Annotated in this window: 9 protein-coding genes; 6 read left to right on the top strand and 3 right to left on the bottom strand. The window is 56.1% G+C overall.

Features of this window, described 5'->3' with window-relative positions:
• Nucleotides 1–248: 248 nt before the first annotated feature.
• Entirely contained in the window at nucleotides 249–1,409 is a 1,161-nt protein-coding gene (locus KP707_RS04735) for an aldose epimerase family protein (protein ID WP_211502325.1), read from the top strand.
• A 75-nt stretch (nucleotides 1,410–1,484) separates the two neighbouring features.
• On the opposite strand, the gene cysE is transcribed toward KP707_RS04735, so the two are convergent.
• From cysE to KP707_RS04720, 3 genes are all read right to left on the bottom strand, one after another.
• Nucleotides 1,485–2,261 (bottom strand): serine O-acetyltransferase, encoded by a 777-nt coding sequence (cysE, locus tag KP707_RS04730; protein WP_211500494.1) that lies wholly within the window; start codon nucleotides 2,259–2,261, stop codon nucleotides 1,485–1,487.
• On the bottom strand, nucleotides 2,258–3,475 hold the full coding sequence (locus KP707_RS04725) for a UbiH/UbiF/VisC/COQ6 family ubiquinone biosynthesis hydroxylase (RefSeq protein ID WP_211502324.1): 1,218 nt from the start codon (nucleotides 3,473–3,475) through the stop codon (nucleotides 2,258–2,260). Before KP707_RS04725 ends, cysE begins: the two co-directional genes overlap by 4 nt.
• 65 nt (nucleotides 3,476–3,540) lie before the next feature.
• Nucleotides 3,541–5,733, bottom strand: a complete 2,193-nt coding sequence (locus tag KP707_RS04720) for a TonB-dependent siderophore receptor (protein WP_211502323.1) — start codon at nucleotides 5,731–5,733, stop codon at nucleotides 3,541–3,543.
• Between the two features lie 415 nt (nucleotides 5,734–6,148).
• Between KP707_RS04720 and KP707_RS04715 the strand changes: the two genes are divergently transcribed.
• The 5 genes from KP707_RS04715 (at nucleotide 6,149) to KP707_RS04695 (ending at nucleotide 12,483) form a co-directional block, all read left to right on the top strand.
• Nucleotides 6,149–7,354, top strand: coding sequence for a mechanosensitive ion channel family protein (locus tag KP707_RS04715; protein ID WP_046900684.1), 1,206 nt, complete (start codon nucleotides 6,149–6,151; stop codon nucleotides 7,352–7,354).
• A gap of 171 nt (nucleotides 7,355–7,525) precedes the next feature.
• Nucleotides 7,526–10,051 carry a TonB-dependent siderophore receptor gene (locus tag KP707_RS04710; protein ID WP_211502322.1) on the top strand — a complete coding sequence of 842 codons (2,526 nt, stop codon included), beginning with the start codon at nucleotides 7,526–7,528 and terminating at the stop codon, nucleotides 10,049–10,051.
• 149 nt (nucleotides 10,052–10,200) lie between these two features.
• Nucleotides 10,201–10,539, top strand: coding sequence for a P-II family nitrogen regulator (locus KP707_RS04705; protein WP_029495718.1), 339 nt, complete (start codon nucleotides 10,201–10,203; stop codon nucleotides 10,537–10,539).
• Nucleotides 10,539–11,882, top strand: coding sequence for an ammonium transporter (locus KP707_RS04700; protein WP_256445601.1), 1,344 nt, complete (start codon nucleotides 10,539–10,541; stop codon nucleotides 11,880–11,882). The genes KP707_RS04705 and KP707_RS04700 overlap by 1 nt, the downstream gene beginning before the upstream one ends.
• A 67-nt stretch (nucleotides 11,883–11,949) precedes the next feature.
• The gene (locus KP707_RS04695; RefSeq protein ID WP_211495505.1) at nucleotides 11,950–12,483 is read left to right on the top strand and encodes a hypothetical protein; all 534 of its coding nucleotides are present in this window, start codon (nucleotides 11,950–11,952) and stop codon (nucleotides 12,481–12,483) included.
• Nucleotides 12,484–12,597: the final 114 nt, after the last annotated feature.

The following is a 12,597-nucleotide window of genomic DNA, read 5'->3' as shown; positions in this document are numbered from 1 at the left end:
AAATCCGTTCCCATTCAATTGGTGTGCCGCCAGCGGAGCCATGAGCCGTCCGTCGCGGAAAACTGCGGAAGGCCGTAGTCATAGCCTATACTGTGCCAAGCTGCACCCCTCTATGTATCCAAATTATGACACAGGGAAGGGACGAGATCCTTTAACGATCCAGAAGTCAGAAGGACACTCCGGCCACTTTGACGGCTGAAATATTTTGAGAGCAGTGTGGCGGCAACTCAACACCAGGGAATTTTCCAGTGTCCAGATTTTCTGCCTGCAAAGCACCGCTTTTTGCCACCGTGGCCCTAGTTGGCCTGTCTCTTGGGGCTGCTCAGGCGCGTCCAACGGCACTCTCTCAGCCATGGGGCAACACGCCCGATGGTAAGCCTGTCCGTATTGTTACCCTGAAGAATGACCATAACGTGACGGTACGCGTCATTACCTATGGTGGCATTATTCAATCTGTTGAAACGCCGGATCGTAACGGGCATCCGCAGGACATCGTCCTCGGGTTTGGCGATCTCAAGGGATACACCGTCGATAGCGCCAAGGGTGGATTGTTCTTCGGGGCGATTATCGGCCGTTACGCAAACCGTCTCGCAGGCGGCAGCTTCCCCGTAGATGGGAAAATCTACCACACTGACATTACGGCGGCTCCGAACGCTCTGCATGGTGGCAAAAAGGGATTCGACAAGAACGTCTGGACGCTTGAAAAGACAGGCGTCTCTGCAAGCGGCTCCTATGTGACGCTGAAGCTGGTCAGTCCGAACGGAGACCAGGGCTTCCCCGGAACACTGACGACGCACGTGACCTACACGCTGGGCAACGACAATGCTCTGTCACTGCATTATGTGGCGACAACCGATGCGCCGACGGTTCTGAATCTGACGAACCACAGCTACTGGAATCTGAATGGCGAAGGCTCCGGCAGCATTGAGCCGGAAATCCTTCAGATCAACGCAGACAGCTATACTCCGACTGATAGCACCTCGATCCCAACGGGCCAGCTTGCACCCGTTGCAGGCACACCATTGGACTTCAGCAAGCCAACTGAAGTGGGTGCACGCCTCCGCAGCAATGACACCCAGATGATGTATGCGCGTGGTTACGACATGAACTGGGTCGTCAACGGAGCATACGGACAGGCTCCGCGTCTGGCTGGAAAAGTCTATGACCCACGCTCGGGCCGCAGCATGGAAGTTCTGACCAACCAGCCGGGGCTACAGGTCTATACGTCCAACTCACTGGACGGTGGGTATGCAGGGATTTCCGGTCACGCTTATCGTCAGACAGACGCTATCGCCTTTGAGGCCGAGCATTATCCAGACAGCCCGAACCATCCGTCCTTTCCTACGACAGAACTGAAGCCAGGTCAGACATTCGACTACACGACGACGTTCAAGTTCTCGAATCAGTAAGCGCGTAACGCCGACAAGGCCTTGCTTGAGGAAGAGGCTGTTCTCCGAAAGGAGACAGCCTCTTCCTGTATCTGCTCAGGACGGCAGTTTGGCGTCTGTTGCAGCAGCGACTTTGGAAGGCTCCAGAATCCTGGCCGGATTTCCGACTGCCGTCGCATTGGCCGGAATATCTTCCAGAACAACTGATGCCGCACCAATACGGGCATTTTCGCCGATGATGAGGCGCCCCAGCACCTTGGCACCCGATCCAATCATGGCCCCTCGGCGTACGATCGGATGTCGGTTTCCGGTCAGTTTCCCTGTGCCACCCAGCGTGACGTCTTGAAACAGGGAGACGTCATCTTCGATGATGCAGGTTTCCCCGATCACAATCCCCGTTCCATGGTCGATACTCAGGCGTCGACCAAGGCGCGCGGCCGGATGAATGTCGATTGCGAACAGCTCATTGACCCGGCTTTGAAAATGATAAGCCAGATGCCGTCTGTTTTTCTGCCAGAGGTGATGCGCGATACGATGAACCTGTAACGCCTGCCAGCCTTTGAAGAACAGGAACGGTGTCACCAGATCCGGGCAGGCCGGATCACGGTCATGGATTGCCAGAATATCTTCGGCGGCTGACTCGGCTATGCCGGGGACTTCCAGAAGAATGGAAGTGACCAGCCGTGTGATGGCCGTAGCAGAAATGGATCGATCCGCCAGCTTGGTACCCAGAAGGGACGCGAGGCCCGAACTGAAGCTGTGATGGTCTCCAATATTCGTGGCGAAAACATCCTGAATCAGAGGGTCATGGCAACTGCAGGCCTGTGCCTGCATATTCCGCCAGAGCTGATCAAGATTTACAGTTGAACTCATACGCCCATCGCCTTGCGAACAAAGGCACGTCTCAGGCGGGGCAGGCGATGAACGCCCGCAATGCCCAGGTCGCGCACGCGCCGCAGAACCGGATTATCGTTACCAAAGAGACGTTCCAGAATGTCCGTGGCGGCCAGCATGGCCATATTGCCGGGCCGGGCTCGGCGCTGATAGCGGACAAGGAGTTCCCGGCTGCCCGGATCTGTACGTTTCGTATGGGCTTCAATCAGCAGGTCTGCCAGAGCGATGACATCCCGAAAACCGATATTCAGCCCCTGACCCGCAATCGGGTGAATACCATGGGCCGCATCTCCAACGAGAGCCAGACGCGGCGCAATATATGTCTGCGCATATTGCGCTGACAGCGGATAAATCCAGCGGCGGCCAATAGGTGTGATGGCGCCCAGATCCTCATCGCCCATGCGGGCACGGATTTCGCGGGCAAAGATTTCATCGGGGAGGTCATGGAAGCGCTGGGCGCGGCCTTCGCCTTCTGCCCAGACAATAGCGGACCGATGCGGATGCTCAGCCGTTCCTGGCATTGGTAGCCGGGCGAAGGGTCCTTCGGGCAGGAACTGTTCCAGCGCCACGCCGTCATGAGGCTTTTCATGTGCGATTGTCGCAACGATACCGCACTGATGATAAGGAAGTTTGGTCAGGCCGATGCGGGCCTGGTCGCGCAATGGAGAACGACGTCCCTCAGCGGCGACAGCCAGTTTGGCCGTTACGGTTGAACCCGATGCCAAACGGATCGACACATGATCCGGGTGGAACGTGAAGGTTCCTGTGTCTGGCGCGCGGACGTCCAGCGTCTCGTATTGTTCAAGCGTCCGGTTAATGGCGAGACGCAGATCGCGTGCTTCTGCCATCCAGCCGAAATTCATGCCTTCAGGGGCATCGTCCACACCGAAATGCAGGAAAAGCGGTGAGGGAGCCTCGTGCGGGCGGCCATCCGAGACGCGGATTTCACGGATCGGCTGGGAAATACCGGGAAGATTGTCCCAGATACCCGCGGCTTCCAGCATCTGGCGTGAGCCTTCCGCAATGGCATATGCCCGGCCATCAAGAGAGGGATCTTCCATGCCTGGGAGCGCCGCACGGTCAATGAGCAGGACCCGCACACCTTCGGCTGCCAGACGACAGGCCAGTGTCGCGCCAACAGGACCAGCTCCGTTAATGCACAGGTCGTAATGTGTCTTGGTCATCGTGCTCATCTCCCTGCCCCTGTCCTACTCCTGTGACGTGTGGAGCGGAAGAGGGCAGGAAGGGGCAGAAAAGATCAGAGATCGAAGCGTGCGTTCAGGAAGACAGCGCGCGGTGTCCCGACAAAGAAGTAATCAGAGGCCAGAAAGCCCCAGTAATGAAGGTTCGTGGCGTTATCGAGTTCAGCGCGTAGCGTCACCTTGTGACGGCCGATGCTGGTGCGATAGCTGGCCCGCAGATTGAGCAGCGTATAGCTCGGGACATGGAAGCTGTTGGAACTGTCCCCCCACATTGACGCAGTATAATGAACTTCCGCAGTCGCTGAGAGGCCCGGCACGCCCGGGATACGGTCCGTCAGCTGAAAGACATTCTGGAAGAGCGGAATGCCTTCGATCTTGTTTCCTTTAACGCTGGCATCTGCCTTGCTGTATTTTCCGCCTTCGGCACCCAGACTGTCCGTGAGGGTAATGCCAAACGGCAGATCGACATGACCGCTGAGTTCTGCGCCCTGATATGTGACGGTACCGTTCGACACATAAACATTGTCCGCATTGGCATACTGCGCCCCACGTGTGATGCGATAGAGCGCGCCTGTCAGGTCCCAGGTCTGGCGCGCAATTTTTGCGCCCACTTCAACCTGATCGGAACGGATGGGCGGAAGGGTCTCGCGTGCGTTCTTATAGGTGTCTCCCACGGTTCCACCGTTTTCCAGCGCCTGAACGTAGCTGGCGTAAATGGTGGTGTCTTTCCACGGATGGAACATCAGGGCGGCAGTTGGTGTCAGTGGCGTAGTGCGCAGCGCTGTTTTTGTTCCGGCGGACGTCCAGGTCAGCTGGTGGAAATCGGTGAAACGGATGCCGGCGAGCAGTGACCAGTGTTTATCAAATGTCAGGGTGTCGCTGCCGAAAAGACCAACCTGATCGGAACGATAATTACGATAGGTCGCGGTGTCCCAGCTTCCGCTATAAGAGCGGCTGGTGATCGGCGAGTAGAGGTTCTGGCCTCCGATGTTCACGTAATCAGAGGCATATGGAAGATATTTGCTGAGCCCCTGCCAGGCCGCTCCCATCGTGAAATCATGCCGGATAAAGCCTGTCCGGAACTTGCCTTCCAGAATGGCCTGAACCTGATCATATTGTGCCCAGCTTCCAGGATTGGTGCTCATATAGGTGTCATAGTTGCCACCCTGATCCTGCAGGGACATCCACTCTCCGCGGTAGCGGCGATAGTCCATGCTGTGGCTGTAATCGATGCGCGCCGTCCAGTTCTTTGTAATGTCCCAATGCAGCCCGGTTGAGACAAACAGGGTGTGGGACGTAAACATGCTTGCCGGAGATGCCGTCAGGTTCTTGTGGCCGCTGATGGCATCGGGAAGACGGTTGCTGCCATAGGCGGACGGGTCATCAATAAAGAAGTCCTGCACGCCACCACGGACCTGACGGTCCTGATAAATGGCGTCAGCGGTCCACAGCAGGTTGTGAGCCAGCCGCACATCCGTGGATAGGGAGCCTGAAAAGCGCGTGACGTGCGATCCGTTATAGGTTTCGCCATTTTCGTGGGTGAGGTTGAGGCGATATCCAACAATATCGTTTCGGAAAAGGCGGCCGCCCGTGTCGATGTGCTGACTGCCCACGGCGCCTGAGCTGTATCCGGCATCAAAGGAAAATGTGCGGGCGTCGGTTGGCTTTTTCGTCTGGAAATCAATGATGCCGCCGGGCGCATTGAAGCCGTACATGAAACCGGAAGCACCCTTGAGAAGCTGCACCGCTTCGAATGACTCAAGCGGAAGTTCCACGGTTGTCATGAAGAAGGGCGTACCGTTGATCTTGTAGCCGTTGTAATCGTCAAGCGGTACGCCCCGGACCGTGACGGAATAGGCGTTGAACGAATACGTGTCGCCGTTTGAAATGACTGATGCATCCTGTGAAAAAACGCGTGCCAGCGATTTGACCTGCCGCTCCTGTAGTTCTGCGGCCGTCACAACTTTGATCGAAAATGGCGTATCCAGAAGGCGGCGCGTCCCGAGCGCTCCGCCGTCAGCCTGATGGGCATGACCGAGAACCGTCACGCTTTCGCTTTTTGCACTGGGCTGCTTATGGGGCGTGGGGACAGGTTTGGAATGTCCGTTATGACGGGGCGCAACAGAGGGTTTTCGCCCGGATTGAGAATGCTCGTCCTGAGCGTCTGCTGCCAGCGCAATGGCCGAGGTCCCTGACATGAGCAGAGCAAACGAAAACACAGATGACAGAACGGAAGTGGCGGCGGCCATAAAACTACACCAAATAGTTATAATATGAAACAACCACTAAAATATGTTTATAATGATAAATGACAACATGAATCGGTGTTTGTGGTTTGTTGTGATAAAGAACTGAAAAGGCTTAAAAATACTGATTTTCTCTTAAAGTTTTCGCTTTGGCTGTTTGGTATCTGTGGAGCCGAAAAGACGGGTAAATCAGTGTCTCATTTCGGCAACATAAATCGTACAACAATATAATAACAATTTAAAATAGTGAAAACGGAACTGTTCGTATTTCGGGAACAGTTGGGTCTGCCTGCTGTTGTAGTCTGACGTCCTTGGCCAAATGCGCGCTGAGGGACGCCGCTTACAGCATTTCATTCGCTCAGGATGCAGCCTCCGCGTGACCTGATGGTGGATGACAGGTGATCGTCTAGGGAGACCAATGTTCAGACAGAATTATGTGGACTCAATGTCCAGCCTTCGTCACCAGTTCGACTGGCTGCCTGACCCGCTGGGTTCTGTTCTTCTGCTGATTGCAGCGGCGCTGATTGCTCTTCTGTTCAGTCGGATCATCACGGATGCGCTGCCCCGCCTGCCGGGTCTGAGGAAGATCCAGTTCATTCATGCTCTAACCATCAGGTTAAGGATGAATGTCCGCTATTTTCTGATGATCATAGCCGCCAGCGCAGCTTTGCCGGCGACGGAGGGCTTCTCTCCCGAGACGGAGAAGCTTCTCGCGCACGTGCTGGCCTGCCTGTTCATTATGAACCTGGGCTTCGGTATTATCAGGGCGTTTCGTCTGGCGACCGATCAGTACCTGAACCGGATCAGTGCCAAGGAAAACGTGGATGATATCACGGTCCGGTCTCATCAGACGCAGATCCGGGTGCTCCGTCGTCTGATTGAGATCACCTTCGGGGTGCTGACCGTCGCTGCGTCTCTGATGGTTTTCAATTCCGTTCAGAAATTTGGCGTTTCGCTCTTTGCTTCTGCCGGTGCCGCATCCCTGATCGTGGGTCTCTCCGCCCGACCGGCCCTGTCCAATCTGATTGCGGGTATTCAGATCGCCATTACGCAGCCGATCCGTATGGAAGATATGCTGATCCTGAACGGTGACTGGGCCTGGGTTGAGGAGATCAATGCGACCTACGTCGTCCTGCGGACATGGGATCGTCGGCGCTATATCGTGCCTATTTCCTATTTCCTCGAAAACCCGTTCCAGAACTGGACGCATAGCTCGCAGTCTTTGATTGGTTCCATCTTTCTCTGGTTGGATTACCGCACACCGATGGACCGCTTGCGGGCAATGTTTATGGAAGAAATCGAGCACTGTCCGGACTGGGACAAGGACCGTTCCTCCATTGCCTGCCAGATTGCAGACAGTAATGCTCAGGTCATTTCCATCCGCATGATCGCAGGGGCGGCGGATGCAGGAAACATGTGGAACCTGTCGTGCGATATCCGCGAACGCATGCTGCGTCGTATCCAGGTGGAAATGCCGGAATGCCTGCCGCGTGGACGGACTGCGGTCGTATCGGATTCTCCGTCTGACACGCCGTGGCCCGAAAGCCTCATGTCACCGCCCGTCAACCGGCCAGGCGACGGAAAATATCGCGGACCGGACCTGAACACGTCAGCAGTTTCCTGAAATTTCTTAATGCCACACTCCTAGGTTCAAAAGTTTCTTTTTGACCCCATGGGAGTGTGGCATTTATGCACTAGAAATCCTGTGATACATTCTGACAAAGGAATAATCGTAGACACATTTTAAAACGTTTCTAATCTGAACCGAACACCGGATCTGATTAGGACTGCCTGAATGCGCCTCAAGTCACTTCTTCTCGCTACTACAATCGTTACGGTTTTGCACCCAGCACATCAGGCCTCTGCTGCCGTGCATAAAACGACCAAGGCCACGGCGCCTGCAAAGGTGACGGCCAAGACCACAGGGAAGAAAACAGTCGTCCGCCAGGCTGCCGCCACGCCGCGTCGCCCACATGCGGTTGATAGCAACAGCAATGAACAGATGATCGTGACGGGAACGCATGCGTTTAACCGCCGCGCCCGTGATTCCACGAGCCCGATCAGCGTTCTCACCGCTGCCACGTTGCGTCGTTCCGGTCAGATGAACCTTGCGGACGCTATCGTCCGCACGGACCCGTCGATCACAGTGAACGCTATGGGGAGTGATGCCGGTGCGCTGACGTCCTCGATCCGTATGCGTGGTTTGAACCCGAACGAAGTTCTGGTTCTCGTGGATGGAAAGCGCCGTCATACGACAGCCAACATCTACGCCGATGCCGGTCCGCAGCAGGGCTCAACGCCGGTCGATCTGAACATGATCCCGGCTTCTGCAATCGATCATATCGAAATTCTGCGCGATGGCGCGGCCGCCATGTATGGCTCAGACGCCATTGCAGGCGTTGTGAACATCATTCTTAAAAAGACGCCGCATGGCCTGAACATGACCGCGCAGACGGGTGCAAACGCCTATAACGGCGATGGCTGGCAGTATCAGCTTGGCGCGGATGGTGGCTTCGGCTTCCTGGGTGACGGATATGTCCACATCAGCGGACAGATGTACCACACCGATCACATGGTCCCGAACACGACGGACGTGCGAACTGTTCCGGGGAATTCTGAATACAAGGGCTATAATGTCCCGCACGATTCCAACAAGATCCTGAGCACACCAGAAGAAACCCGCGAAAATCTCAGCATCGAGTTTGGCAAGACGCTGACGGAAGGTGTGACTGGCTATGGCCTCATCACCTATGCTCACCGTCATTCCGAGGCTTACGAAAACTATCGTATGCCGTCTGTTGCCCCGACGCTGTATCCTTATGGTTTCTCTCCGCTCGAAACCATTGAAGAGAACGATTATGCCGCGACCCTGGGTCTGAAGGGGGACAATTTCTTCGGTTTCTCCTGGGACCTCAGCTCCACGTATGGTGCGGATGAAGACGATGTCGGCAACAAAAACACCGCCAACCCGAATCTGATTGCAGCTACGGGAACGTCTCCAACAACGGTTCGTGCCGAAACGTATCGCCTGTCCCAGTGGACCAACAATCTGGATTTTCGCCGGCAGTTAAAGATCGCTGATCTTGTACCGGTCACGGTGGCCTTCGGTGGCGAGCATCGTCTTGAAACCTACCAGATCTGGCCGGGCGAAGTTGGATCTTATGCTGACGGTGGAACGCAGGGTTATGCGGGCCTGATGCCAGAGAACGCCGGTAAGTGGAGCCGTGACGTCTGGGCTGCCTATCTTGATGGTGACTTCCATCCGCTGAAGCACTGGGATCTCGATTTTGCAGGCCGTTTTGAGCACTACACGGACGTTGGCAATACCGAGAATGGCAAGGTTTCCACACGGTACGACATCACCAAGCGCATTGCCGTTCGCGCTACAATCAGCAATGGTTTCCGTGCTCCGACCCTGCCGGAAGAAAATTTCAGCTCTTTGAATGTGTCGCCGACGGGTGCATCCGGTCTGCTGTCCACGTCCGGTGCGGCTGGCAAGAGCCTTGGCGCGCAGCATCTGAAGCCTGAGCGCTCCACGAGTGCTGAGGGTGGTATTATTCTTGAGCCTGTTGATGGCTGGCATCTCTCGGCGGACGTCTATCAGATCAACATTCGTGATCGGATTTCCGGCGCCGGTTCTGTTTATGGTCCCTCTGCAATCTCGGCAATTGGAATGACGGGTGCGACCCTACCAGTGGGTATTGATACGTCTGACGTGTCTGCCAATTACTTTGCCAACGTTGGCAGCACCCGGACCCAGGGTCTCGATATTCAGTCTGACTATCTGCTGCACATGCATCAGTATGGCAATCTGGACCTGACCATGGCTCTCAACCTCAACCGGACCCGTGTCAGCCACATCAACACGAACTCTCAGGGCAATTCGTATCTTAATGAGCAGAGCATCGCGTATCTGACGTCCACCTCTCCGCGTAGCAAGATCATCCTGAACGCGTACTGGACCATTGGTAAGTGGGATGTGAACCTCCGTCAGACGCGTTACGGCGAGACCACGTCCATGCTGACCTATCAGGATCAGACGCCTGCCAGCCTGACCTGCAAGGGGCAGAGCCTTCAGTATTCCAACGTCTGCTGGGGACAGTTCAAGAATACGCCGGTCTGGCTGACGGATCTTGAGGTTGGGTACCGTCTCAACCACATGTGGCACTTCGCCGTGGGCGCCAATAACATCTTCAACCAGCGTCCGCGTCGTCTGACCAAGTATCTGAACTACCTCGGGGCGAATGCTTACGACACGGACTCTTCCGGTATTGGCATTGCTGGCGGTTATTATTACGGCCGTATCAACGCCACGTTCTGATTGTCCTTCAAGACCCAGACGGAGCAGAAATGCCCGGAGGTGCCGGTTTTCCGGTGCCTCCGGGCTGTTTCGTATATTGTTGTTGAACTGGTACAATCTGGGCCATACTGGCCACCAGTCTTCTGATTCCCAACGAGGATATGCCGTTCGTGAAGCTCGTCACCGCAATTATCAAACCCTTCAAGCTTGACGATGTCCGGGAGGCGCTGACGCCACTGGGCGTGCAAGGTCTGACCGTGACGGAAGTCAAAGGTTTTGGCCGTCAGAAAGGCCAGACGGAAATCTACCGCGGCGCCGAGTATCACGTCAGTTTTCTTCCGAAGCTCAAGATTGAGATCGCAGTGGCGGATTCCGTTGTGGAAGATGTTATTGAAGCAATCATGACGGCAGCGCGTACCGGCAAGATCGGGGACGGCAAGATCATGGTCTCCAATCTCGACCAGCTCATTCGCATCCGCACGGGAGAGACCGGGGAGGGCGCTCTGTGATGAGACGTTCCGGTCTTTCGGTCATGGCTGCTGGCGCACTTCTGCCAGTATCCGCGATGGCTGCTGATGCGCCTGCGGCCATTGATACAGGCGATACGGCCTGGATGCTGATCAGCACGGCACTCGTTCTGATGATGACAGTGCCTGGTCTTGCGTTGTTCTACGGCGGCATGGTTCGCAAGAAGAACGTTCTCGCGACCCTGATTCAGTCTTTTGCCATCTGTTGTATCGCCAGCCTTGTCTGGATGGTTGCAGGTTACAGCCTGGCCTTCTCGAATGGCACGCCGTGGATTGGTGATCTGTCCCGCGCTTTGCTGAACGGTGTGGCAGCAAACTTCCATAACGGCGTTGATTCCGCTTTCACGCTTGGGGCAGGAACCGCAGCCGCCGTTCCGATGACGATCCCGGAAAGCGTTTACATGATGTTCCAGATGACGTTCGCCGTCATCACGCCAGCCCTGATTACAGGGGCCTACGCGGAACGCATGAAGTTCTCTTCCATGTGCGTCTTCACAATCTTCTGGCTGCTGCTGGTCTATGCGCCTGTTGCTCATTGGGTCTGGAGCCCAACGGGCTGGGTCGCGGGCCTGGGCGCTGTGGACTTTGCCGGCGGCACGGTGGTGCACATCAACTCCGGTGTGGCTGGCCTTGTCTGTGCGTATGTTCTTGGCAAGCGCCGGGGCATCGGAACGGATGACATGTCTCCGTTTAACCTGACATATGCCATTATCGGTGCGTCCCTGCTTTGGGTCGGCTGGTTTGGCTTCAACGCAGGCTCCGCGCTGGGCGCTAACGGTCGTGCAGGCATGGCCATGCTGACAACGCAGCTTGCTGCCGCCGCCGGTGGTGTCGCATGGATGGCTGTTGAATGGGCACGGACGGGTAAGCCGACGGCACTTGGCATTATTTCCGGCGTGGTCGCCGGCCTGGTCGCCATCACGCCAGCTGCGGGCTTTGTCCTGCCGGGCGGCGCTGTGGTGATTGGTATGATTGCTGGTGCAGTCTGCTTCTGGAGTGCAACGTGGCTCAAGCACGCTCTCGGCTATGATGACAGCCTCGATGCGTTCGGTGTTCACGGTACGGGTGGTATTATTGGGGCTCTGCTGACAGGCGTTCTGGCCTATGGGCCGCTCTCTGCGACGGACGCCAATCCGGCTGGTACGGTTGGAAGCCTTTCACAGCTTCTGGCTCAGGCAGAAGCTGTCTGCGTGACGATTGTCTGGTGCGTCATCATGACATTCGTGATCCTGAAGGTTCTGGATCGTGTCATGGGTCTGCGTGTTTCTGCAGAAGAGGAACTTGAAGGCCTCGATACGACCATGCATGGTGAACGCATCAACTGATCGTAGTCACCGGCGTTTCTGAACCGGGAGGCTGCGACTTCCCGGTTGACAGACAAGGATATTTTTCATGGTTTCCAGCCGTATGTTGTCCCGCCTCTCACTGGCCGCTGTTCTGGCTGCCGGTCTTGCCTCGGTTCCTGCACACGCGATGACGGCCAAGGAATGCCATGCTGCATTCCAGTCCGCCAAGAAGGGCGGCACCCTGAACGGGCAGAGCTACAAGGCCTTCAAGGCTGCAAGCTGTGGTAGCGAAACGGCTGAAGCCGCGCCCGCGACAACTGCTGCCCCGGCAACGGCTGCGACAGCACCAACAACGACGGCACCTGTCACGACGGGTAAGGCGAACCCGCCTGATTCGTCTGTTGCAGGCACGAAGGCACCGATTGCATCCAAGAGTGCTCCGGTCACGTCTGGAAACGTTGTATTCCCAACGGCTGTGTCGTCCCAGTTCTCCAGCCTGTCCGCTGGCAAGGCTCGCATGAAGACCTGTGTTGCCCAGTACAATGCGAACAAGGCGAACGGCGGCAATGGCAGCCTGAAGTGGATCCAGAAGGGTGGCGGGTATTGGTCCCAGTGCAACAGCCGCCTCAAAGGCGAATAACTCCTTACGCTCCAGTGGGTGTCAGAAACCTCCGTTCCTTTACCGGGATGGAGGTTTTTTTATGCCGGTCATTCAGGATTGAGAATGCTGTTGGAGAGTTTCGGTGTAAGGAAA

Source organism: Gluconobacter sp. P5E10 (assembly GCF_018812145.1).
GTDB classification, from domain to species: Bacteria; Pseudomonadota; Alphaproteobacteria; order Acetobacterales; family Acetobacteraceae; genus Gluconobacter; species Gluconobacter cerinus.
Note: the sequence above shows the minus strand (reverse complement) of the source record. Positions and strands in the feature narration are given on the sequence as shown.

What these genes read in the sequence shown, in the direction of transcription:
- KP707_RS04725 (WP_211502324.1), bottom strand. Translation starts at nt 3,475, where the DNA reads ATGAGCACGATGACCAAGACACATTACGACCTGTGCATTAACGGAGCT.
- KP707_RS04715 (WP_046900684.1), top strand. Translation starts at nt 6,149, where the DNA reads ATGTTCAGACAGAATTATGTGGACTCAATGTCCAGCCTTCGTCACCAG.
- KP707_RS04700 (WP_256445601.1), top strand. Translation starts at nt 10,539, where the DNA reads ATGAGACGTTCCGGTCTTTCGGTCATGGCTGCTGGCGCACTTCTGCCA.
- KP707_RS04720 (WP_211502323.1), bottom strand. Translation starts at nt 5,733, where the DNA reads ATGGCCGCCGCCACTTCCGTTCTGTCATCTGTGTTTTCGTTTGCTCTG.
- KP707_RS04710 (WP_211502322.1), top strand. Translation starts at nt 7,526, where the DNA reads ATGCGCCTCAAGTCACTTCTTCTCGCTACTACAATCGTTACGGTTTTG.
- KP707_RS04695 (WP_211495505.1), top strand. Translation starts at nt 11,950, where the DNA reads ATGGTTTCCAGCCGTATGTTGTCCCGCCTCTCACTGGCCGCTGTTCTG.
- cysE (WP_211500494.1), bottom strand. Translation starts at nt 2,261, where the DNA reads ATGAGTTCAACTGTAAATCTTGATCAGCTCTGGCGGAATATGCAGGCA.